Raw genomic sequence first — 21,878 nt, 5'->3', positions numbered from 1 at the left:
GAGCCTCACGGGACAGTCTACAAAGTGCAAATCCTCCCCTAGAAAACTTAAATTTATATGCAAGAAGACACAAAGGTCTATAGAAAATAGATAGGAATTAGAAACAGGGAGATAGCCCTCCTAATTTCCCTCTTTAGACAGATTACATCTATTTTTTATTAAAAATACTGTATTCTTATCTATTTCACACTTTTCTTCTATTAAAAAGCAAAATCATGCTATCAAATCAAGCTTAAAATTTTTTTAAAATTTTTAACAAAAACACTTGCAACCGTTTTCTATTTGTGCTATACTAAGCTCATAAAGGAAAACGTTTGCGTTTTTCTTGTCAATAAAACTTGTTATTCTTTAGGAGGAATACACTATGTCATCTAAATTCATGAAGAGCACTGCTGTGCTTGGAACTGTTACACTTGCTAGCTTGCTTTTGGTAGCTTGCGGAAGCAAAACTGCTGATAAGCCTGCTGATTCTGGTTCATCTGAAGCCAAAGAACTCACTTTCTACGTTGAAGACCAATACAAAGCTTATGCTGAAACAGTTGCCAAAGCTTATAAAGAGCAATCAGGCACAACAATTAACATCAAATCTGGTGACCAACTTGGTGGACTTGACAAACTTTCTCTTGACAACCAATCAGGTCAAGCTGCTGACGTTATGATGGCTCCATACGACCGTGTAGGTAGTCTTGGTTCTGACGGCCAACTTTCAGAAGTGAAATTGAGCGATGGTGCTAAAACAGACGACACAACTAAATCTCTTGTAACCGCTGCTGATGGTAAAGTTTACGGTGCTCCTGCCGTTATCGAGTCACTTGTTATGTACTACAACAAAGACTTGGTGAAAGATGCTCCAAAAACATTTGCTGACTTGGAAAACCTTGCTAAAGATAGCAAATATGCCTTCGCTGGAGAAGATGGAAAAACTACTGCCTTCCTAGCTGACTGGACAAACTTCTACTATGCATACGGACTTCTTGCTGGTAACGGCGCTTACGTATTCGGACAAAACGGTAAAGACGCTAAAGACATCGGTCTTGCAAACGACGGTTCTATCGCAGGTATCAACTACGCTAAATCTTGGTACGAAAAATGGCCTAAAGGTATGCAAGATACTGAAGGTGCTGGAAACTTAATCCAAACTCAATTCCAAGAAGGTAAAACAGCTGCTATCATCGACGGACCTTGGAAAGCTCAAGCCTTCAAAGATGCTAAAGTAAACTACGGTGTTGCTACTATCCCAACTCTTCCAAACGGAAAAGAATATGCAGCGTTCGGTGGGGGTAAAGCTTGGATCATCCCATCAAGCACTAAGAACCTTGAAGGCGCTCAAAAATTTGTAGACTTCCTTGTTTCAACTGAACAACAAAAAGCCTTCTACGATGCAACTAACGAAATTCCAGCTAACACCGAAGCTCGTTCATACGCTGAAGGTAAAAACGATGAGTTGACAACAGCTGTTATCAAACAGTTCAAGAACGCTCAACCAATTCCAAACATCTCTCAAATGTCTGCAGTTTGGGATCCAGCGAAAAATATGCTCTTTGATGCTGTAAGTGGTCAAAAAGATGCGAAAACATCTGCTAACGATGCTGTAACATTGATTAAAGAAACAATCAAACAAAAATTTGGTGAATAACAAATTTGTTCAAGGGGGGTGGAAATCAAATCCCCCTTTGAATTTATCAATAGAAACACAAATAATTTAGCTTTCTTATAAAAAGCGGTATCCTATGAAAGGAGTTATTATGGAAAAGCAACAACCTAGTAAAGCAGCCCTGCTGTCTATCATTCCTGGGTTAGGACAGATTTACAATAAACAAAAAGCCAAAGGTTTTATCTTCCTTGGTGTAACCATCGTATTTGTCCTTTACTTCCTAGCACTTGCAGCCCCTGAATTGAGCAACCTCATCACTCTTGGTGACAAGCCAGGTCGTGACAATTCCCTCTTTATGCTGATTCGCGGTGCCTTCCATTTAATCTTTGTAGTCGTTTATGTACTCTTTTATTTCGCAAATATTAAAGATGCACATACGATTGCAAAACGCATTAACAATGGAATTCCAGTTCCACGTACCCTCAAAGAAATGATCAAAGGAATCTATGAAAATGGCTTCCCTTACCTCTTGATTATTCCATCTTATGTTGCCATGACTTTTGCGATTATCTTCCCAGTTATCGTAACCTTGATGATCGCCTTTACTAACTATGACTTCCAACACTTACCACCAAACAAATTGTTGGACTGGGTTGGTTTGACAAACTTTAGTAATATCTGGAGCTTGAGTACCTTCCGTTCAGCCTTTGGGTCTGTTCTTTCTTGGACTATCATCTGGGCTTTGGCAGCTTCTACTTTACAAATCGTAATTGGTATCTTCACAGCTATCATTGCTAACCAACCATTTATCAAAGGAAAACGTATCTTTGGTGTTATTTTCCTTCTTCCTTGGGCTGTCCCAGCCTTCATCACTATCTTGACATTCTCAAACATGTTTAACGATAGTGTCGGAGCTATCAACACTCAAGTATTGCCAATCTTGGCTAAATTCCTTCCTTTCCTTGATGGAGCTCTTATCCCTTGGAAAACAGACCCTACTTGGACTAAGATTGCCTTGATTATGATGCAAGGTTGGCTCGGATTCCCATACATCTACGTTTTGACTTTAGGTATCTTGCAATCTATTCCTAACGACCTTTACGAAGCAGCTTATATTGACGGTGCTAATGCTTGGCAAAAATTCCGCAACATCACTTTCCCAATGATCTTGGCTGTTGCGGCACCTACTTTGATCAGTCAATACACCTTCAACTTTAACAACTTCTCTATCATGTACCTCTTCAATGGTGGAGGACCTGGTAGTGTCGGTGGTGGAGCTGGTTCAACCGATATCTTGATCTCATGGATCTACCGTTTGACAACAGGTACATCTCCTCAATACTCAATGGCGGCAGCTGTTACCTTGATTATCTCTATCATTGTCATCTCAATCTCTATGATCGCATTCAAGAAACTACACGCATTTGATATGGAGGACGTCTAAGATGAATAACTCAATTAAACTCAAACGTAGACTGACTCAAACCCTTACTTACCTTTACCTGATTGGTCTATCAATTGTCATTATCTATCCACTTTTGATTACCATCATGTCAGCCTTTAAAGCAGGTAACGTCTCAGCCTTTAAACTAGATACTAACATCGACCTCAATTTTGATAACTTTAAAGGCCTCTTCACTGAAACCTTGTACGGCACTTGGTACCTCAACACTTTGATTATCGCCTTGATTACCATGGCTGTTCAAACAAGTATCATCGTACTTGCTGGTTATGCTTACAGCCGTTATAACTTCTTGGCTCGTAAACAAAGTTTGGTTTTCTTCTTGATTATCCAAATGGTGCCAACCATGGCCGCTTTGACAGCCTTCTTCGTTATGGCGCTTATGTTGAACGCCCTTAACCACAGCTGGTTCCTCATCTTCCTCTACGTTGGTGGTGGTATCCCGATGAATGCTTGGCTCATGAAAGGCTACTTCGATACAGTGCCAATGTCTTTAGACGAATCTGCAAAACTAGACGGTGCAGGACACTTCCGCCGCTTCTGGCAAATTGTTCTTCCACTTGTTCGCCCAATGGTTGCCGTACAAGCTCTCTGGGCCTTCATGGGACCTTTTGGAGACTACATCCTCTCTAGTTTCTTGCTTCGTGAGAAAGAATACTTTACTGTTGCCGTAGGTCTCCAAACCTTCGTCAGCAATGTGAAAAACTTGAAGATTGCCTACTTCTCAGCAGGTGCTATCCTCATCGCCCTTCCAATCTGTATTCTCTTCTTCTTCCTACAAAAGAACTTTGTTTCAGGACTTACAAGTGGTGGCGACAAGGGATAATATATCCCCGCCACCCTTTTTCATTTTATACTCTTCGAAAATCTCTTCAAACCACGTCAGCTTCCATCTGCAACCTCAAAATAGTGTTTTGATCAACCTGCGGCTAGCTTTCTAGTTTGCACTTTGATTTTCATTGAGTATTAGCGATTGTTACTGTAAGTAAGATCCTTACAACAAGCAATTTTCTCCTAGACTTGAAATAAAGCACATTTCTCTATATAATAATACTCATATAGAAAACACCTTTTAGAAAGATACCTATGCTTCCATATCCATTTTCCTATTTTTCAAGTATTTGGGGATTTCGTAAGCCCCTGTCCAAACGTTTCGGGCTCAACTGGTTTCAACTTCTCTTTACCAGTATCTTCCTTATCAGCTTGTCGATGGTACCCATTGCCATCCAAAACAGCTCACAGGAGACTTATCCGCTAGAAACCTTTATCGATAATGTCTATGAACCATTGACAGATGAGGTTGTCCAGGATCTCTCTGAGCATGCTAGAATTATTGATGGCAACTTAACTTATACAGGAACAACTAATCAAGCGCCTTCTATTGTGATCGGTCCAAGCCCAAGTAAGGAGTTCCCGAAGGACTTGCAACTGCATTTCGATACAAATGAGCTGGTCATCAGCAAGGAAAGCAAAGAACTGACCCGCGTCTCTTACCGAGCTATTCAGACTGAGAGTTTCAAAAGCAAAGACAGCTTGACCCAAGCAATTTCTAAAGACTGGTACCAACAAAATCGTGTCTATATCAGTCTCTTCCTAGTTCTCGGTGCTAGCTTCCTCTTTGGTTTGAATTTCTTTATCGTCTCTCTAGGAGCTAGTCTTCTCCTTTATATCACTAAGAAATCACGCCTCTTTTCATTTAGAACCTTTAAAGAGTGCTACCATTTTATCTTGAACTGTTTAGGATTACCAACTCTGATTACACTTATTTTGGGATTATTTGGCCAAAATATGACAACCCTGATTACTGTACAAAACATTCTTTTTGTTCTGTATCTGGTCACTATCTTTTATAAAACACATTTCCGTGATCCAGATTACCATAAATAGGAGATTTTTATGCCCGTTACGATTAAAGACGTGGCCAAGGCTGCTGGTGTTTCACCTTCAACCGTAACCCGTGTTATTCAAAATAAATCAACCATTAGCGACGAAACAAAAAAACGCGTTCGCAAGGCTATGAAGGAACTCAACTACCACCCAAACCTCAACGCTCGTAGCTTGGTAAGCAGTTATACGCAAGTTATCGGCTTAGTTCTTCCTGATGACTCAGACGCCTTCTACCAGAATCCTTTCTTTCCATCAGTTCTACGTGGTATCTCTCAAGTCGCATCTGAAAACCACTATGCCATTCAGATAGCAACAGGAAAAGATGAGAAGGAGCGTCTCAACGCTATTTCACAAATGGTCTACGGCAAGCGTGTAGATGGGCTAATCTTTCTCTATGCCCAAGAAGAAGACCCTCTTGTAAAACTCGTAGCAGAAGAACAGTTCCCCTTCCTTATCTTAGGTAAATCTCTATCTCCTTTCATCCCACTTGTCGATAATGACAACGTTCAAGCTGGTTTTGATGCGACAGAATATTTCATCAAAAAAGGCTGCAAACGCATTGCCTTTATCGGAGGAAGTAAAAAGCTCTTCGTGACCAAAGACCGTTTAACAGGCTATGAACAGGCGCTTAAACATTACAAACTTACCACTGACAACAATCGCATCTACTTTGCAGACGAGTTTCTGGAAGAAAAGGGCTATAAATTTAGCAAGCGATTATTCAAGCACGATCCACAAATTGATGCCATCATCACAACCGATAGCCTCCTAGCCGAAGGAGTCTGTGACTATATTGCCAAACACCAACTGGATGTCCCTGTTCTCAGTTTCGACTCAGTCAATCCCAAGCTCAATTTGGCAGCCTATATAGATATCAATAGCCTAGCCCTCGGACGCACTTCTTTAGAAACTATTCTCTGCATCATCAATGATTCTAAAGAAAATAGACAAATCTGCTACCGCCAGTTAATCGCCCACAAAATTATTGAAAAATAAGAGACTGGGCAAAAAGTCGTTAAAAGCAAAAAACGCATACTATCAGGTCTTGAAAACCTTGATACTATGCGTTTTATTATGGGAAGACTCATTTTAAGTACTAGTCACTAGTTATCTATCTCAACAAATCTTCCTAGAATATGAACATTCTCCGATACAGAGACAAAGGCGCCCGGATCCACTTGTGTCATAATCTGTTTAAATTCATTAAACTCTGCACGTGTAATGACAGTGATTAAAACTGCCTTTCTCTCATGATTATAGGTTCCTTCTGCATCGTGGATCATGGTTGCTCCGCGGTGCAATTTTTTATGGATTTTCTCAATTACCTTGTCTGGATGATTGGTCACAATCATGGCCTGCATACGCTTTTGCTTAGTAAAGACCGCATCTGTCACACGGCTAGAGACAAAGATGGTAATCATAGAGTAGAGAGCGTATTTCCAACCAAAGGTCAAACCTGCTATCAGCATGATGGTCCCATTTACCAAGAAAGAAATACTACCAACATTCTTACCCGTTTTCTTGCGAATGGTCAGACTGACTATATCCGTTCCACCACTGGAGATATTGTTGCGAAGGGCAAAACCAATCCCCAAGCCCATGACAACGCCCCCAAAAAGGGCATTGATAATAGGATCCTCCGTCAAGGTTGCCACAGGGACAAACTGGATAAAGAAGGAACTCATAGATACCGTGATAAAGGTAAAGACGGTGAACTTATGGCCAATCTGATACCAAGCTAAGACCATCAAAGGGAAGTTAATGGCGTAGAAGGTCAGCGAAATCGGAATATGAAAACCAAACCAGTGATTACTCAAGGCAGAGATAATCTGTGCCAGACCTGTCGCACCACTCGAATACACATGCCCTGGTTGGAAAAAGAAATTGACCGCTACTGCTGATAGAAATCCATAGACCAGAGAGGCCGAAATCTTCTCATCATATTTTTCCCGAGAGATGCTTTGTAAGACACGTAAAATTTTTATCTGATAAGCAAAGCGGCGCAGATAATAGCGCCACCGCTTAATTCGTTTTGCTTGTTTCATCTTCTTCTACTTGTAAGCTGAGTTCCTCTAGTTGTTTAAGAGCTACTGTTGAAGGAGCTTGTGTCATTGGGTCAGTTGCCTTGTTGTTTTTAGGGAAGGCAATGACTTCACGGATATTTTCTTCCCCTGCTAAGAGCATGACAAATCGGTCAAGCCCGATAGCCAAACCACCGTGTGGTGGGAAACCATAGTCCATGGCTTCAAGAAGGAAGCCAAACTGGTCATTGGCTTCTTCAGTTGAGAAACCAAGAGCCTTGAACATGCGTTCTTGAAGGTCTTTTTGGTTGATACGAAGGCTACCACCACCAAGTTCGTAACCGTTCAAGACAATATCGTAAGCAATGGCACGAACCTTAGCCAAATCACCTTCTAATTCGTGAGCAGTCTCTTCCTGTGGAAGTGTGAATGGATGGTGGGCGCTCATGTAGCGGCCTTCTTCTTCAGACCATTCAAACATTGGCCAGTCAACCACCCAAAGGAAGTTGAATTTATCGTTATCAATCAAGCCAAGCTCTTTGGCAATACGTCCACGAAGGGCACCGAGCGTTGCATTAGCCACTTCAAGCGTATCTGCCACAAAGAGAACCAAATCCTTATCTTCAAGCGCAAGTGCTGCTGTCAATTCTGCTTGGATGCTAGTCAAGAACTTAGCAACTGGTCCGTTTAATTCTCCATCAACCACCTTGACCCAAGCAAGACCTTTGGCACCGTACTGTTTGGCTACTTCCGTCATCTTGTCGATGTCTTTACGTGAATAGTTATCCGCAGCCCCTTTGACCACAATGGCTTTTACAGCAGGTGCTTCTGAAAAGACTTTAAAGTCTACACCTTTGACCACTTCTGTCAAGTCCTGAAGCAACATATCAAAACGGGTATCTGGCTTGTCAGAACCGTAAAGAGCCATCGCATCATCGTATTTCATACGAGGGAATGGAAGTGTCACTTCGATGCCTTTAGTTTCTTTCATCACGCGCGCAATCAAGCCTTCTGTGATATCTTGGATTTCTTGCTCAGTAAGGAAAGACGTTTCCAAGTCGACCTGAGTAAACTCAGGCTGGCGGTCTCCGCGCAAGTCCTCATCACGGAAACATTTAACGATTTGGTAATAACGATCAAATCCAGCATTCATCAAGAGCTGCTTAGTGATTTGTGGACTTTGTGGAAGAGCATAGAAATGCCCTTTATTAACACGAGATGGCACCAAATAGTCACGCGCCCCTTCTGGCGTTGACTTAGAAAGGAATGGTGTCTCCACGTCGATAAACTCCAACTCATCCAAGTAATTACGGATAGAGTGGGTCACCTTGGCACGAAGTTTAAGATTTTCCAGCATCTCTGGACGACGAAGGTCAAGATAACGGTAACGTAAACGTGTATCGTCATTGGCCTCAATGCCATCCTTAATCTCAAATGGGGTTGTCTTAGCTGTATTAAGCACTGTCAAAGCTGTCACGTTCAACTCAACTGCACCAGTTGGCAACTTATCATTGGCTTGCTCACGCGCAACGACCTGTCCAGTCACCTCGATAACAAATTCGCTACGAAGGCTTTCAGCTGTCGCCATAACCTCTGCAGATACTTTTTCAGGGTTGATAACCAACTGCATGATTCCTTCACGGTCACGAAGGTCGATAAAGATCAAACCACCGAGGTCACGACGACGGCCAACCCATCCTTTCAAGGTTATTTCTTGTCCGATGTGTTCCTCACGAACACGACCAGCATACATACTACGTTTCATTGTTTCTCTCCTCTTTTATTCTGTTACTATTTTACCATAAAAGCGCAGGCTCTTCATGAAAATCATCAGAAAAGTTTGCCTGACTTTAAAAATCAAGTGAAGGACCTAAAAATTAACGCTAACACTCTTCAAACCACGTCAGCGTCGCCTTACCGTAGGTATGGTTACTGACTTCGTCAGTTCTATCCACAACCTCAAAACAGTGTTTTGAGCAACCTGCGGTTAGCTTCCTAGTTTGCTCTTTGATTTTCATTGAGTATAATACAAAAATCCGATGAAAATTTCACCGGACTCTTTTATTTTGAATTGTTGCCTGCTTTACGCTTTTCAGCAATTTCGGCTGCCTTTCGAGGCAAGACAATTTCCGTTATGTAAGCCGTCCCAAAACGCAGTACACCTGCAATAGGGGCAAAGACAACTGCTAGATAGTTGTAGAAGAAATCGCCTTTGAAGGCATAAGCTAGTGCCCCGATAATGAAAAATAGAACAACTGCTTGAATCACTGCTAATAAAATTACTCGTTTCATGTGACCTCCTGACTCTATTATAGCATGAGAATCATTAAAAAGCCGACTAAATTATTCAAAGCGTGGAGAGAAATACTGTAGACCAGACCTTTTCTGCTAATATAAGCCAAGCCCAAACTAAAACCAAGGCTAAAATAGACAAAAAATTGTTGCACATCACCTGGGAAATGAATCAAGGCAAACAGAAGACTAGATACCAGAAGAAAAATCAGAGTTTGTTTACTATTGTCCTGCTTAGGAAAGAGGTAGCGTGCTAACATCCCTCTAAAGATAAGTTCTTCCGTCAAAGGAGCAAAAATAACGACCGCAAAGAAGGAGAAGAGTGGTTGAGACAAGGTCAAGTCTGTCGCTATTTGTTGATTTACTGAAGGATCATTTGGCAAGAAAAACTGGACAACCAGAGATAAGAACCAAACCAAGGCAGGAAGCCAAATAAATCGGTTAAAGCCACTCTTCTCAATACGAACAGGAGCTTTCTGATACCATTTGTAAATACCGTACACATAAACTCCAGCCAAGGCCACATAGAGCAAGGTCACAGCATAAGGTGAAGCACCTAAGGCAAGCGAAGAGGTCGCGAGCCCCTGAATGAAGCCATAGATGAATAAAAAGGATAGAATGGCTAGAAGAAACCAGCCAAGGTTTTTAAGTAGTTTCATAAAGTTCTCCTATCTTGCTTTATAGCTGTTTTTCAATACAAAGAGGTTTGCTATTCCTAACACAAGTACCCAGGCAAGTAACATGCCGATGTTAGAAAAAGATATTTCTCCACCTTTTTTATTTAAAAGATTTACAATAGGACCAACGAACGAGTAATCCAACACTTTTTGAACCGTATCATTTTGAGAAGCAATCATAGGTAAAAAAGAGACAATTAACATAGGGAAGATACTATAAACTTGCGCTTTAGATTGAGTATCTGACACCGCACCGATTAGAAGGTTGAGAAAAATAATACTAATAGTTGCTAGGAGCAAATAGATAACGTAGGCAAATAAATAACCAGATACATCTACTTTAAGATAGATGGGAAGTACAATCATAGCAAGTAACATTATCAGAATAGGGAGAACAAGCATACTGAAAGTATATTCTGTTGCTGTCACACCACTTAGGATGAGTGATTTAAGATTTCGTTTTTCCTTATCTTCTGCCATCATAATCGATACCATATAACCACTTCCCATGCTCAAGACCATCGTCAAGCTAGCAGATAGTAAAAATAGGCTCAATTGTCCATTCTTATTTGAAAATTCATTATATAAAACAGCAATACCAAAAGGCATCAATAAAGTTGCTAACAAACTTGAATTGCTAATAAGAACTTGTACTCTTAACCATAGTAGGGCATTTAATTTTCTAAACATCTAACTTTTCTCCTGTCAATCTGATAAAGATTTCTTCTAGAGTTGGCTCACAAGAGTGAACCACCATCAAATCTGTCGTGTCTAAATGTGGTAATTCTTCAAATGGAACTATCTGTTCTCGTCCATCGTTATAAACCACACGTACTTTCTTATCCACATGGTACTTCTGGATAATATCTTGCGGACTTCCATACTCTATTAAGTTTCCCTTATTTAAAAGAGATAAGCGATCACAAAGCAGAGTTGCTTCATTCATATCATGCGTGGTCAGAAAGATAGTTGTCCCCGCCTGCTTTAATTCTTGAAGTAGGGTATGAATCATCTTGGATGTTGTAGGGTCTAAGCCACTGGTTGGCTCATCAAGAAAGAGAATCTTAGGAGCATTCAGAAGGGCACGAGCCAAGAACATTCGTTGTTTCATTCCTGTAGATAGTTTTTCTGCGATAATATCTTTAGCATCTGCCAATCCAACCTGTTGGAGTACCTGATTTACTCTATCTGACTTGAGACCATATAACTTAGCGTAAATGAGCAGATTTTTGTAAAGACTCATCTTTTCATAAAAGCCACTGCCATCACTAACAATACCAATTTGTTCCAAATCATTTGAGGTTAAATCTTGAGAATTCTTGCCTAACAAAACTGTTTTACCTTGATCTGCAGCCAACTGTCCTGTTAAGACATTGATCATGGTTGTTTTACCTGAGCCAGAAGGGCCAAGAAAACCAAAGATTTCATCCTCCTTAATCTCAAAAGAAATCTGGTGAAGAGCTTTTTTGCTCCCAAAACTTTTGCTTACATTTTCAACACGAATCATAGAAACTCCTTTATTTGAAGTAGCGTTTTACCATAGGTATATACATTATATTGATATAAACATGGACTACAGCTACAGCTAAAAGACCTAATAACTGAATTTCTCCCGTAAGTACAGAAACAATATCAATCAAAATATACAAACCTGGTAAAATATATTGGTTTAATTGGAATAAAATCCGAAAACTCTGTTCCAAATTAGCTTGTCGTTCTCCTTCATCGTAAGAATTGACATAATCTAACATATCCTTTGGAATAGAGAAAAATGCCAAATCAAACTGACGAACAATCGAAATCGTCTTGAAAAGATATTTTTGAACACTGAAAATCAGCACTAATGCCAAAAAAGAAAGAGATAAGGTTATATGGCTTCCATTTAGTACAACCGCTTCACTACCTGAGATGAAAAGAGCCAATAAAATCGCTACACTTGCAATATTAAAAGCAATGGTTCCAAACTCGAGATTCCGATACATTTGCACATAATAGCTTTCATTCAGATCATCATCCATTTCCTCTTGATACAAGGAATGAAATTTTCTGCTTTTCTTTAGGAAATTGAATGTCAAAAGAATGCTAATGAAACCTAACACTAAACAAATAGCTGATAGCCAGGGTATCAAGATTTTTACATCTAACATAATTCCGTGGGATTCGGCAACAGCCTTAAACATCCCTACAAAAATGCCCAAGAAAAATCCCAAGACAACAACCATTAAAAACAACAATCCACGTTTCTTTTTCTTTTCCATATTCATTCTCCTTATTTACTTGCTAAATTTTTGGATTTCTTTTCAATCCAGTCAACGACTGGGATAAGAGCAAAGTAGGCCCAGATAAATTGGTCGCTGTAATAGAGATCAAACCATCCTAGATTTGTTCCAATTAGTAGACACAGGCTGACTAATAAAGCTATGGCAACTACATAATAGATCACTTTATACTTGTTCATCATTTTTCTCCTTCTTCTTCAACCAGTTGAAAATGGACAAGAGGACTAAGTTAACCCAAAATAAATACTTACTTTCAACAAAATAGAACCACCCCAGTAATGTTCCAATCATAGCGAAAGCATTCACAATGAGGGCAAGAACACTCATGTAATAAATCACTTTATACTTGTTCATCACTCGTCCTCCTCCAAGCGAAATACTGATTCGACTGTTTCGTTGAAAATTTGAGATATTTTCAGGGCAATGATAATGGACGGGGTGTATTCGTCCCGTTCTAGTAGACTAACGGTCTGTCTGGAAACCCCTGCTAGCTTGGCTAGTTCGGTTTGATTAAGGCCATCGCGAGCCCGCAGCTCTTTTAGACGATTTTTTAGTTGCATGTCACACACCTACTCTCCGTCAAATTCAACGGTTTGAATATCCTCAATACGTTGCAACTTGATTTTTTCTTTTCCCGTATTGTCTACATATCGTAGCTTGACCCATTCCTCATCAACATCCACAACTTCCCAAAAATTTGTTCCAAATAGTTCTCCAATGATTGTTGGTTTCTTTCCAATCATTTCTTGCAATAATCTTGACATTTCTATATTTCCTTTCTCTTTTCTTTCGATTACCTTTAACCTCTTCTCTAACCGCTTGATTTTCTTAGATTGACTCATATAAATCAAGACGAGAAAAGGAAACAAAATCCATACCCACATGTGGCTCCCTCCTATTTCTTAACTTGCTTATATTGTAACACATCTTTTTCTTTTTGACAAGTATATTTGTCAAAAAGTTTATGATTTTTGTCATTTTGCAAAAGAAAAAGGTCAGGAGTAATTCCCTGACCAGTTTTTCTACTATTAAAAGCCTAATTTTTCAAAGATTTCTGAGAAGTTTTGGCTGATTGCATCAAGTGATACTTGCACTTCTTCTCGGGTTTGGTTGTTCTTGACTGTCACTTGTCCGCTTTCAACTTCGCTCTCGCCTAGGGTGATAAGAGTCTTAGCCGCAAAGACATCGGCTGACTTGAACTGAGCTTTGAGCTTACGGTTGAGGTAATCACGCTCTGCTTTGAATCCTTGTTGGCGAAGAGCTTGTACCAATTCCAAGGCCTTAACATTTGCTCCTTCACCCAAGACCGCAATATAGACATCTAGGGCATTTTCGATAGGGAGAGTCACACCTTGCTTTTCAAGGATGAGAAGCAGGCGCTCTACACCCAGTCCAAAACCAAATCCAGCAGTTTCAGGACCACCAAAGTAAGCAACCAAACCATCGTAGCGACCACCCGCACAGACTGTCAAGTCATTGCCCTCAATCTCAGTGATAAACTCAAAAATGGTGTGGTTGTAGTAGTCCAGACCACGCACCATATTGGTATCGATGATATAGTCTACTCCAAGATTTTCCAACATCTGACGCACAGCATCAAAATGAGCTTGGCTTTCTTCATCAAGGAAATCCAAGATAGAAGGCGCATTCTCTACTGCTACCTTGTCTTCTTTTTCCTTAGAGTCCAAGACACGGAGAGGATTTTCCTCCAAACGACGTTGGCTATCCTTAGACAAGGTCTCCTTAAGCGGTGTCAAATAGTCAATCAAGGCCTGACGATAAGCCGCACGGCTCTCAGGATTTCCAAGAGTGTTAAGATGTAATTTGACACCTTGGATACCGATTTCTTTCAAGAAATGGGCTGCCATCGCGATTGTTTCCACATCGGTAGCTGGATTACTAGAGCCAAAACACTCAACCCCAATCTGATGGAATTGGCGCAAACGCCCTGCTTGCGGACGCTCATAGCGGAACATTGGGCCCATGTAATAGAACTTACTTGGCTTTTGCACTTCTGGAGCGAAGAGTTTATTTTCCACATAGGAACGGACAACTGGCGCTGTTCCTTCTGGACGGAGGGTAATATGGCGGTCACCCTTGTCATAGAAATCGTACATTTCCTTGGTCACGATATCGGTTGTGTCTCCGACAGAGCGACTGATAACCTCGTAGTGCTCAAAAATAGGCGTGCGCACTTCTGCATAGTTATAGCGCTTGAAAATTTCACGGGCAAAGCCCTCAACGTACTGCCACTTGGCAGATTCAGCAGGTAAAATATCCTGCGTTCCTTTTGGTTTTTGTAATTTCATAGGGAATCCTCTTTAAACTTAATAGTCTTATTTTACCATAAATAGAGGGATTAAAACAGTAAGAATAAAATTAGGATTCAAATATCATTTTTGAGATTAAGACCTGTCAAAAGAATAGCTAGCAAGGAAAGACCAACAAATAGCATCCAAGTCAACTGTATATTCCATACAGCTATAAGTGAAAAACAAGCTGTCCCCACAGGTATGGATAAGGTGAACAATAAACCTAAAAAATTACTGGTACGAGCTAGAACCTCTGGAGCTAGATTTTTCAGGAGCAAGGCACTAATCTTTGGTTGAACTTTACCAGACACATACAGAGTTGAACAGATAAATAGTAAACCAAGTACGACTTGATTGAATAAATTAGCTAGACCAACTAGACTGAGTCCTACGGTCACCCACATCATCAATCTAGGCAAGGACTGCTTCCCAAAATAATCATTGCCCGTAAGGCTACTGATGATGATTGCTAACAAAGCACAGAATTGACTAATAAATAATGCCTCTGTGTAAGAAAAGTCCAAAAGAGAATGGCTCAAAAAGAAGATGTTATAGATGCTTCCTAAAGCGCCACCCAAGGCATTGATAAGCAAGACAGCACAGAGCATAAAACCAAAGTTTTTCTGTCCACCTTTAAGAAAAACGAGACGTAAATTCCGATAAATCGTTAGGAACTGGTCTTTGATAGAAAGCTTCTCATTTTTTAGTGATTCACCATCAGGAGATGAAATTGACAGGCTCAATTTGCTTTTTCCTAAAAAGAGGATAACGGCTGATACTAGGAAGAAACAGGCATTGATTCCCGCAACGAGAGAAAAATTATTGACCGATAGCCCTAAGAGCCACACTCCGAAAGCTTGACCACCAATGGCTGAAATATAGGTGATAAACTGGGAAAAAGAGTAAGCCTCCATCAAATCATTTTCAGCTACTTTTTCCTTAATAAGAGGCATGCGCAAACCACCAGCAAAATCACTGATGACATCACTAATGACATTGATCAAACACAGGCTAGAAAAGGCAAAGAGACTAGCTTGCTGAACAACTAGGGCTGCTAGAAAAAATAAAACCGCCTGAAACAAACCGCTATAGACCATCCATTTGACCTTGTCCCTCGTGTAATCTGCCCGAATCCCTACAAAAACTGTAAAGAGAGTCGGAAGAATCATGACAATATTCGCCATAGCAACAGCAAAAGAGGCTTGTGGCAAGGTCGATGCATAGACGATAAATACCAGATTAAAAATCGAAGCACCAAAAGCATTGAAGAAGCGTGACAAAGTTAAGAGTCGATAAGCTTGATTTCTGAACAATAGTTTCATAGATAATCTCCCTTCTTGTTCGAACTTCTATGTGAAGTATGACTATAGTATAGCACTTAGAAATTCTAGAGAAAAAACTTTTGAATATATGCAACAAATAAAATGAGCAAAAAGAAACGATAAAATTTCTCCAGTGACACGAGAGAGCCCAACAGTTCTATCGCTTAAAATTTCAAATGATTTTCTTAGTTTGCAGATATTCAACAATCAGTCGTTTTTCTATAGTATTCGGCAGATTTATTACAGCCAAGCATCTCAAAAATACGGACAGCATCTTCCATCTTTTTCTGACCTTCCTTGACTCTGCCCTGCTTGCTATCAAGGAGACCTTCCGCCCACAAATAGACAATTCGGAAATAGGTCTCATTTTCCTTGTAGAAATGCTCTTCGATAACACGTTTAAAATAAGAGGCATTGGTAAATTCTTCACACTCAATGCTGGCTAAAAAGCCATTCAATAGTATAGTGTGAAAAAGGTTTCGATTACCAGACATTTCCATTAGAAAATCAGATTTACGTACCATCTCTCTAACATACCTAGTGAAAAGAGAAACAGATAAAAATGGTGAACTGACTGAAAATAAATTGAGTTCATAGATTCCCCAGATCTCGGTAGAAAACAAATAATCATGAAGGACTTTCCCTTCCTCTGCTGTTAACTCAACCGTATCATCCATGCTCTTCATATAAGACTTGATAAGAATGGCATTTAGAATATGTTTCTGTTTGTTTTGAGAATGGGCATGCTTTTGATACTCCCTGCGATACAAGTCCTCAAGCGGAGCTATATTCTTTGGATCCAAGACATCTATGATTTCTTTTCTCAACTCAGAATCTGTATCATACTGAAAACCTCTCGCCAGAAAGAGGATTTCCTCCACACTGGCAGATATGTTTTCTAGGGCAAATAAAAACTTTTCCACCGAAAGCTCACTCTGACCAGTTTCAAAGCGAGATAACATAGACGGCGAAAATTGTCCCCCAGTTGCTTGTCTCAGCGAGATATTTCTTGACTCTCGTAATTGTCTAAAGACTTTTCCAATCTGCTCCATAGGCTTCCCCTTGATTCAGTATTTTCTTCATTTTATCATATTTTTCAGAAAATTCATCAAAAACTTGCCAAATTGTCAGAATTATGAGAAAATAGAGGATATTTATCACGTGGAGGGACTGTAATGAGAGAGAATATCAAAATCAATGACCGTGCTTTGGCCTTGCAAGACCAAATTATCGAAAAACTAGAGAAGGTTTTTGATACAGATGTGGAATTGGATGTTTACAATCTAGGACTGATTTATGAAATCAATCTGGACGAAACGGGTCTCTGTAAGATTGTCATGACCTTCACCGACACTGCCTGCGATTGTGCCGAAAGCCTGCCTATCGAAATCGTCGCAGGTCTGAAACAAATCGAGGGTATCGAAGATGTCAAGGTTGAAGTTACCTGGTCGCCTGCTTGGAAAATCACACGAATCAGTCGCTACGGCCGTATTGCCCTTGGACTGCCACCTCGTTAAGCAGGCAAATCACTTTTGAAGATGAAAAAGAGCAAGCCGAAGTTGGCTTGCTTTTTGATACTCAATGAAAATCAAAGAGCAAACTAGGAAACTAGCCGCAGGTTGCTCAAAACAGTGTTTTGAGGTTGTGGATAGAACTGACGAAGTCAGTAACCATACCTACGGCAAGGCGACATTGACGTGGTTTGAAGAGATTTTCGAAGAGTATGAGTTTATTTTTTACCTGACTTGTCCATATTCCAGAAGTCTGTCACAGCTCCGCGTGAAGCAGATGATACGATATGGGCATATTTACCGAGGACACCACGACTGTAAAGCGGTGGCAAGGTTGTTTCTGCCTTGCGTTTTTCAAGTTCTTCTTCAGATACGGCCATGGAAATTTCTTTAGTATCTTGATCAACCGTAACGATATCGCCTGTACGAAGGTAGGCAATCGGGCCACCATCCTGAGCTTCAGGAGCGATATGTCCAACAACCAGACCATAAGTACCACCAGAGAAACGGCCGTCTGTCAAGAGGGCAACCTTGTCTCCTTGACCTTTACCAACGATCATTGATGAAAGTGACAGCATCTCAGGCATACCAGGACCACCTTTAGGTCCAACGAAACGAACAACGACTACATCACCATCAACGATTTCATCTGTCAGAACGGCCTGAATAGCATCTTCTTCTGAGTCAAAGACCTTAGCTGGTCCAACGTGACGACGGACCTTAACACCTGACACCTTGGCAACCGCACCGTCAGGAGCAAGGTTCCCGTTCAAGATGATAAGCGGACCGTCCGCGCGTTTTGGATTTTCAAGTGGCATGATGACTTTTTGACCTGGTGTAAGGTCTGCAAAGTCAGCTAAGTTCTCAGCGACAGTCTTACCCGTACATGTGATACGGTCCCCGTGAAGGAATCCATTTGCCAGCAAGTACTTCATAACCGCAGGCACACCACCGACTTCGTAGAGGTCTTGGAAGACATACTGACCAGATGGTTTCAAGTCGGCCAAGTGAGGCACACGCTCTTGGATCATATTGAAGTCTTCAAGTGACAAGTCAACATTGGCAGCATGGGCAATGGCAAGCAAGTGAAGAGTAGCATTTGTAGAACCACCGAGAGCCATAGTCACAGTAATGGCATCTTCAAAGGCTTCACGAGTCAAGATATCTGATGGCTTGAGACCGAGCTCCAACATTTTAACTACAGCACGTCCTGCTGCTTCGATATCTTCTTTCTTATCAGCTGATTCAGCTGGATGAGATGAAGATCCTGGCAAGCTCATACCTAGAACTTCAATAGCAGTCGCCATGGTATTAGCTGTGTACATACCACCACAACCACCAGGGCCAGGGCAGGCATTACATTCAAGACGTTTCACGTCCTCAGCTGTCATGTCCCCATGGTTCCATTTTCCGATACCTTCAAAAACAGAAACCAAGTCAATGTCTTTGCCATCAAGATTTCCCGGTGCAATAGTTCCACCATAAGCGAAAATAGCTGGAATATCCATATTAGCAATAGCAATCATAGAACCAGGCATGTTCTTATCACAGCCACCGATAGCGACGAAGGCATCGACGTTGTGACCACCCATAGCCGCCTCGATTGAGTCTGCAATGATATCACGAGATGTCAAAGAGAAACGCATACCAGGCGTTCCCATAGCAATCCCGTCCGCTACAGTAATAGTTCCAAACTGCACAGGCCAAGCACCTGCAGATTTGACACCTTCTTTAGCCAGTTTCCCGAAATCATGCAAGTGAATGTTACATGGTGTATTTTCCGCCCAAGTCGAAATCACTCCCACAATCGGTGTTTCAAAGTCCTTATCTGTCATACCAGTCGCACGAAGCATAGCACGGTTTGGTGATTTTACCATACTGTCATAAATGCTACTGCGGTGACGTTTATCTAATTCAGTCATTTGTTCCCTCCCATTTCAGTTTTTACTATTATAGCACATTTTAAAAGCAATGAACAGAAGAAAATTCTTGAATTTTCAGAAAATTTCGATCAATTTTGTTGATGACCTTTTAATTTTTTCATCTTTTTTTGTCAAGTAACTTTACTTTACAAAAAAAATGTGTTATCCTAGTATGGTTGATGAAAATCAGTAGATTGAATCGAATATAAATACCTAAAGGAGAAATCAAAATGGCAGTACCTGCACGTCGCACTTCAAAAGCGAAGAAAAACAAACGTCGTACACACTACAAAGTAACAGCTCCATCTGTAAACTTTGACGAAACTACTGGAGATTACTCACGTTCTCACCGTGTATCACTTAAAGGATACTACAAAGGACGTAAAATCGCTAAAGCTGCATCAGCTGAATAATAGAAGGGAGATACCATGCGCGTAAATATTACACTTGAACACAAAGAATCTGGTGAACGCTTGTACCTTACTTCTAAAAACAAACGTAACACTCCAGACCGTCTTCAATTGAAGAAATACTCACCAAAACTTCGCAAACACGTTGTGTTTACAGAGGTTAAGTAAGCATTCAATACGAATCAATACAGAAGAAAAACGCATTCAAGCGTTTTTTCTTTTTGTTAATTTCAGTACATTGCAAGGGAAATTATTCGAATGACTACATTATTGATAATATTTGTTAAGCCATCAAAAGTAATTAACATTTCATAACGAGTAATCCTATTTAAACTCGTCTCACTATCTATTTTTTCTTATCTCTGTGTTATAATAAAATAGATTTTAAATCCATCTATTTTATTATTGAAAATTCTACATTTTTCAATTGAATTTTGATTACAAATATTCGCGCGATTTTCGCGTGATTTTCGCGTGAATATTTTAAAATATATCTTAGAAATACGATGAAATCAAAGATTTTAATTATCTATCAAATTTACTTTTTCGCGTGACAATCATTTAAAAAAATAAATTTAAGCAACATTATATTTTAGGAAGGGAAAATATGGACTTAAAATTTGAAGGGGTTGATTTAGAATACAAAAAAGCTAAAAACGATCTTCCAGAATCTTTCTGGGAAACCTACTCAGCGTTTGCAAATACAAATGGCGGGAAAATAATTCTCGGGATAGACGAAAAAAATATTGACCCCTACCAAGGAGTCAATAATCCTCAAAAAATACGAGACAATTTATTCGCTTTAGTCGCAAACAAACAAAAAGTTAGCTGTAACTTACTTACCGATAATGATATTGAATACATTGACATTCCAGGCAAAAATAAACAACTCATGGTAATCACTGTAAGAGAAGCGAATCCTCACCAAAAACCTGTCCATCTAAAAAATGATTATCGTGAGTCATATAAAAGATTAGGTGAAGGCGATGTTCGACTTGATAAAGAAGAACTTAAATATCTGATGACTAGTTCTCATGATGATATTGATAGTGAGTTACTTAATAATTTTGACGAAAATGATTTAAATTTAGATACAATAAAACATTACAAGCAATTATTAATTGAACTTACTGGTAATACAAAATATAATAGCATTTCGTTGAGAAATTTTCTAATCGAAATTGGTGTATTTAAAAAAGACAGGATTGATAATACATATAAATTAACCGCAGGAGGACTAATATTTTTTGGAAAGTACAATTCTATCATTTCTCGTTATCCCAAATTTCAATTAGACTATTTTGAAAAAGATACCTCCCTTTCAACTAGGTGGAACGATAGAATTTCAACAGGGGATATGATGTACCCTGATTTAAACATGTTTGATTTTTTCAATTTAGCATATAAGAAATTAACTACTACAACAAATGATAGATTTGAGTTTAATAACGAATCTGCCCACCGTTTACCATTCAAGAAAGACCTATCTGAATCTATACGTGAAGCTTTAGTAAACTGCTTAATGCATGCTTACTATGACTTTGATTCTCCTATAGTTATTACAGCTTATCAAGACTTCTATGAATTTAAAAATCCAGGTAAGATGAAAATTTCTATTCCCGAATTTATACATGGCGGAACTTCCAAAACGCGAAATAGTACAATCTCTTCATTATTCCGTAGAATTGGGATGTCCGAAAAAGCTGGATCAGGTGGACCAAAAATTTTTGATATTTCCGAAAAGTATAAACTAAAAATCCCTGAGGTAAGCACTACCTTTGATAGTACTGTTATTACAATCTGGAAAGTAGACTTATTGTCTTCTTATGCGGATACATCAGATAATGAAAAGATAATACTTGAATATATCATTAAAAATGGTAGCATTACTAAAAATGATGTCCTCGAAAATTCTCTCATGACTGAGTATAAATTTAGAGAAAATTTGAAATCTCTACAAAATAAAAAGTATATTGAGATAGAAGGTAAGGGACGATCTACAAGATATGTTCTCCCTAAAAGCTCAACTGAACAATACCACATCATTAAACAACAAATCAAAAATCTTGGAGATTTCATGACTAAATATTAAATATTTTATTTTCATTCCTAAAAATTTTTGAAATAATATTGTCTTTTCCCAAATTTTCGGAAACCAAAACGCAGGCTCAAATCGGCCTGCGTCTTTT

At 39.7% G+C, this 21,878-nt stretch carries 25 protein-coding genes; 9 read left to right on the top strand and 16 right to left on the bottom strand.

All coding sequences use genetic code 11. From position 1 onward, the window contains the following. Positions 1-364 precede the first annotated feature (364 nt). The 5 genes from ACLV7Q_RS00755 (at position 365) to ACLV7Q_RS00735 (ending at position 5,939) form a co-directional block, all read left to right on the top strand. Complete coding sequence (locus ACLV7Q_RS00755) at positions 365-1,636, top strand: extracellular solute-binding protein (RefSeq protein WP_218757564.1); 1,272 nt, start codon at positions 365-367, stop codon at positions 1,634-1,636. A gap of 109 nt (positions 1,637-1,745) precedes the next feature. Beyond that, positions 1,746-3,038 (top strand): carbohydrate ABC transporter permease, encoded by a 1,293-nt coding sequence (locus ACLV7Q_RS00750; protein ID WP_218757563.1) that lies wholly within the window; start codon positions 1,746-1,748, stop codon positions 3,036-3,038. Between the two features lies 1 nt (position 3,039). Further along, complete coding sequence (locus ACLV7Q_RS00745) at positions 3,040-3,882, top strand: sugar ABC transporter permease (RefSeq protein ID WP_001065647.1); 843 nt, start codon at positions 3,040-3,042, stop codon at positions 3,880-3,882. Between the two features lie 260 nt (positions 3,883-4,142). Beyond that, complete coding sequence (locus tag ACLV7Q_RS00740; protein WP_218757562.1) at positions 4,143-4,943, top strand: DUF1189 domain-containing protein; 801 nt, start codon at positions 4,143-4,145, stop codon at positions 4,941-4,943. A 9-nt stretch (positions 4,944-4,952) separates the two neighbouring features. Continuing rightward, positions 4,953-5,939 (top strand): LacI family DNA-binding transcriptional regulator, encoded by a 987-nt coding sequence (locus ACLV7Q_RS00735; protein WP_001145438.1) that lies wholly within the window; start codon positions 4,953-4,955, stop codon positions 5,937-5,939. 107 nt (positions 5,940-6,046) lie between these two features. Here ACLV7Q_RS00735 and ACLV7Q_RS00730 read toward each other — a convergent pair whose 3' ends face one another. The 15 genes from ACLV7Q_RS00730 to rgg form a co-directional block, all read right to left on the bottom strand. Then, the gene (locus ACLV7Q_RS00730; RefSeq protein ID WP_050261019.1) at positions 6,047-6,988 is read right to left on the bottom strand and encodes a YitT family protein; all 942 of its coding nucleotides are present in this window, start codon (positions 6,986-6,988) and stop codon (positions 6,047-6,049) included. After that, positions 6,966-8,729, bottom strand: a complete 1,764-nt coding sequence (gene aspS, locus ACLV7Q_RS00725; RefSeq protein ID WP_218757561.1) for an aspartate--tRNA ligase — start codon at positions 8,727-8,729, stop codon at positions 6,966-6,968. Before aspS ends, ACLV7Q_RS00730 begins: the two co-directional genes overlap by 23 nt. A 118-nt stretch (positions 8,730-8,847) precedes the next feature. Next, positions 8,848-8,982, bottom strand: a complete 135-nt coding sequence (locus ACLV7Q_RS00720; protein ID WP_411865975.1) for a hypothetical protein — start codon at positions 8,980-8,982, stop codon at positions 8,848-8,850. Positions 8,983-9,025: 43 nt separating this feature from the next. After that, complete coding sequence (locus ACLV7Q_RS00715; protein WP_000832181.1) at positions 9,026-9,256, bottom strand: hypothetical protein; 231 nt, start codon at positions 9,254-9,256, stop codon at positions 9,026-9,028. 17 nt (positions 9,257-9,273) lie between these two features. Continuing rightward, positions 9,274-9,915, bottom strand: coding sequence for a CPBP family intramembrane glutamic endopeptidase (locus ACLV7Q_RS00710; protein WP_218757560.1), 642 nt, complete (start codon positions 9,913-9,915; stop codon positions 9,274-9,276). 9 nt (positions 9,916-9,924) lie between these two features. Next, on the bottom strand, positions 9,925-10,623 hold the full coding sequence (locus ACLV7Q_RS00705; protein ID WP_218757559.1) for an ABC transporter permease: 699 nt from the start codon (positions 10,621-10,623) through the stop codon (positions 9,925-9,927). Next, positions 10,616-11,440 (bottom strand): ABC transporter ATP-binding protein, encoded by an 825-nt coding sequence (locus tag ACLV7Q_RS00700; RefSeq protein WP_218757558.1) that lies wholly within the window; start codon positions 11,438-11,440, stop codon positions 10,616-10,618. The genes ACLV7Q_RS00705 and ACLV7Q_RS00700 overlap by 8 nt, the downstream gene beginning before the upstream one ends. Before the next feature lie 10 nt (positions 11,441-11,450). Further along, entirely contained in the window at positions 11,451-12,191 is a 741-nt protein-coding gene (locus tag ACLV7Q_RS00695) for a DUF3169 family protein (RefSeq protein WP_218757557.1), read from the bottom strand. Positions 12,192-12,202: 11 nt separating this feature from the next. Then, entirely contained in the window at positions 12,203-12,391 is a 189-nt protein-coding gene (locus ACLV7Q_RS00690; protein ID WP_001046123.1) for a hypothetical protein, read from the bottom strand. Next, the gene (locus tag ACLV7Q_RS00685; RefSeq protein WP_049513531.1) at positions 12,378-12,566 is read right to left on the bottom strand and encodes a hypothetical protein; all 189 of its coding nucleotides are present in this window, start codon (positions 12,564-12,566) and stop codon (positions 12,378-12,380) included. Before ACLV7Q_RS00685 ends, ACLV7Q_RS00690 begins: the two co-directional genes overlap by 14 nt. Next, the gene (locus tag ACLV7Q_RS00680; protein ID WP_070479546.1) at positions 12,566-12,772 is read right to left on the bottom strand and encodes a helix-turn-helix transcriptional regulator; all 207 of its coding nucleotides are present in this window, start codon (positions 12,770-12,772) and stop codon (positions 12,566-12,568) included. Before ACLV7Q_RS00680 ends, ACLV7Q_RS00685 begins: the two co-directional genes overlap by 1 nt. Positions 12,773-12,781: 9 nt before the next feature. Further along, the gene (locus ACLV7Q_RS00675; protein WP_218757556.1) at positions 12,782-13,096 is read right to left on the bottom strand and encodes a hypothetical protein; all 315 of its coding nucleotides are present in this window, start codon (positions 13,094-13,096) and stop codon (positions 12,782-12,784) included. A gap of 144 nt (positions 13,097-13,240) precedes the next feature. Further along, positions 13,241-14,521 carry a histidine--tRNA ligase gene (hisS, locus tag ACLV7Q_RS00670; RefSeq protein ID WP_138702568.1) on the bottom strand — a complete coding sequence of 427 codons (1,281 nt, stop codon included), beginning with the start codon at positions 14,519-14,521 and terminating at the stop codon, positions 13,241-13,243. Positions 14,522-14,598: 77 nt separating this feature from the next. Further along, on the bottom strand, positions 14,599-15,846 hold the full coding sequence (locus ACLV7Q_RS00665) for a transporter (RefSeq protein WP_218757555.1): 1,248 nt from the start codon (positions 15,844-15,846) through the stop codon (positions 14,599-14,601). A 200-nt stretch (positions 15,847-16,046) separates the two neighbouring features. Next, on the bottom strand, positions 16,047-16,898 hold the full coding sequence (rgg, locus tag ACLV7Q_RS00660; protein WP_218757554.1) for a quorum-sensing system transcriptional regulator Rgg: 852 nt from the start codon (positions 16,896-16,898) through the stop codon (positions 16,047-16,049). A 123-nt stretch (positions 16,899-17,021) separates the two neighbouring features. Between rgg and ACLV7Q_RS00655 the strand changes: the two genes are divergently transcribed. Beyond that, complete coding sequence (locus tag ACLV7Q_RS00655) at positions 17,022-17,363, top strand: metal-sulfur cluster assembly factor (RefSeq protein WP_218757553.1); 342 nt, start codon at positions 17,022-17,024, stop codon at positions 17,361-17,363. 212 nt (positions 17,364-17,575) lie between these two features. Here ACLV7Q_RS00655 and ilvD read toward each other — a convergent pair whose 3' ends face one another. Next, the gene (gene ilvD, locus ACLV7Q_RS00650; RefSeq protein WP_218757552.1) at positions 17,576-19,279 is read right to left on the bottom strand and encodes a dihydroxy-acid dehydratase; all 1,704 of its coding nucleotides are present in this window, start codon (positions 19,277-19,279) and stop codon (positions 17,576-17,578) included. A gap of 230 nt (positions 19,280-19,509) precedes the next feature. On the opposite strand from ilvD, the gene rpmF reads away from it, so the two are divergent. The 3 genes from rpmF (at position 19,510) to ACLV7Q_RS00635 (ending at position 21,781) form a co-directional block, all read left to right on the top strand. Beyond that, positions 19,510-19,692: a 50S ribosomal protein L32 gene (rpmF, locus tag ACLV7Q_RS00645; protein WP_000290417.1), complete on the top strand. Its 183-nt coding sequence runs from the start codon at positions 19,510-19,512 to the stop codon at positions 19,690-19,692. 15 nt (positions 19,693-19,707) lie between these two features. Then, a complete protein-coding gene (gene rpmG / locus ACLV7Q_RS00640) occupies positions 19,708-19,857 on the top strand; it encodes a 50S ribosomal protein L33 (RefSeq protein WP_001265622.1) in 150 nt (49 codons plus the stop codon). A gap of 439 nt (positions 19,858-20,296) precedes the next feature. Further along, the gene (locus ACLV7Q_RS00635) at positions 20,297-21,781 is read left to right on the top strand and encodes an RNA-binding domain-containing protein (protein WP_218757551.1); all 1,485 of its coding nucleotides are present in this window, start codon (positions 20,297-20,299) and stop codon (positions 21,779-21,781) included. The last annotated feature ends 97 nt before the right edge of the window (positions 21,782-21,878 follow it).

The sequence above is a fragment of the Streptococcus mitis genome (assembly GCF_965111725.1).
Taxonomy (GTDB): Bacteria; Bacillota; Bacilli; order Lactobacillales; family Streptococcaceae; genus Streptococcus; species Streptococcus mitis_DV.
Note: the sequence above shows the minus strand (reverse complement) of the source record. Positions and strands in the feature narration are given on the sequence as shown.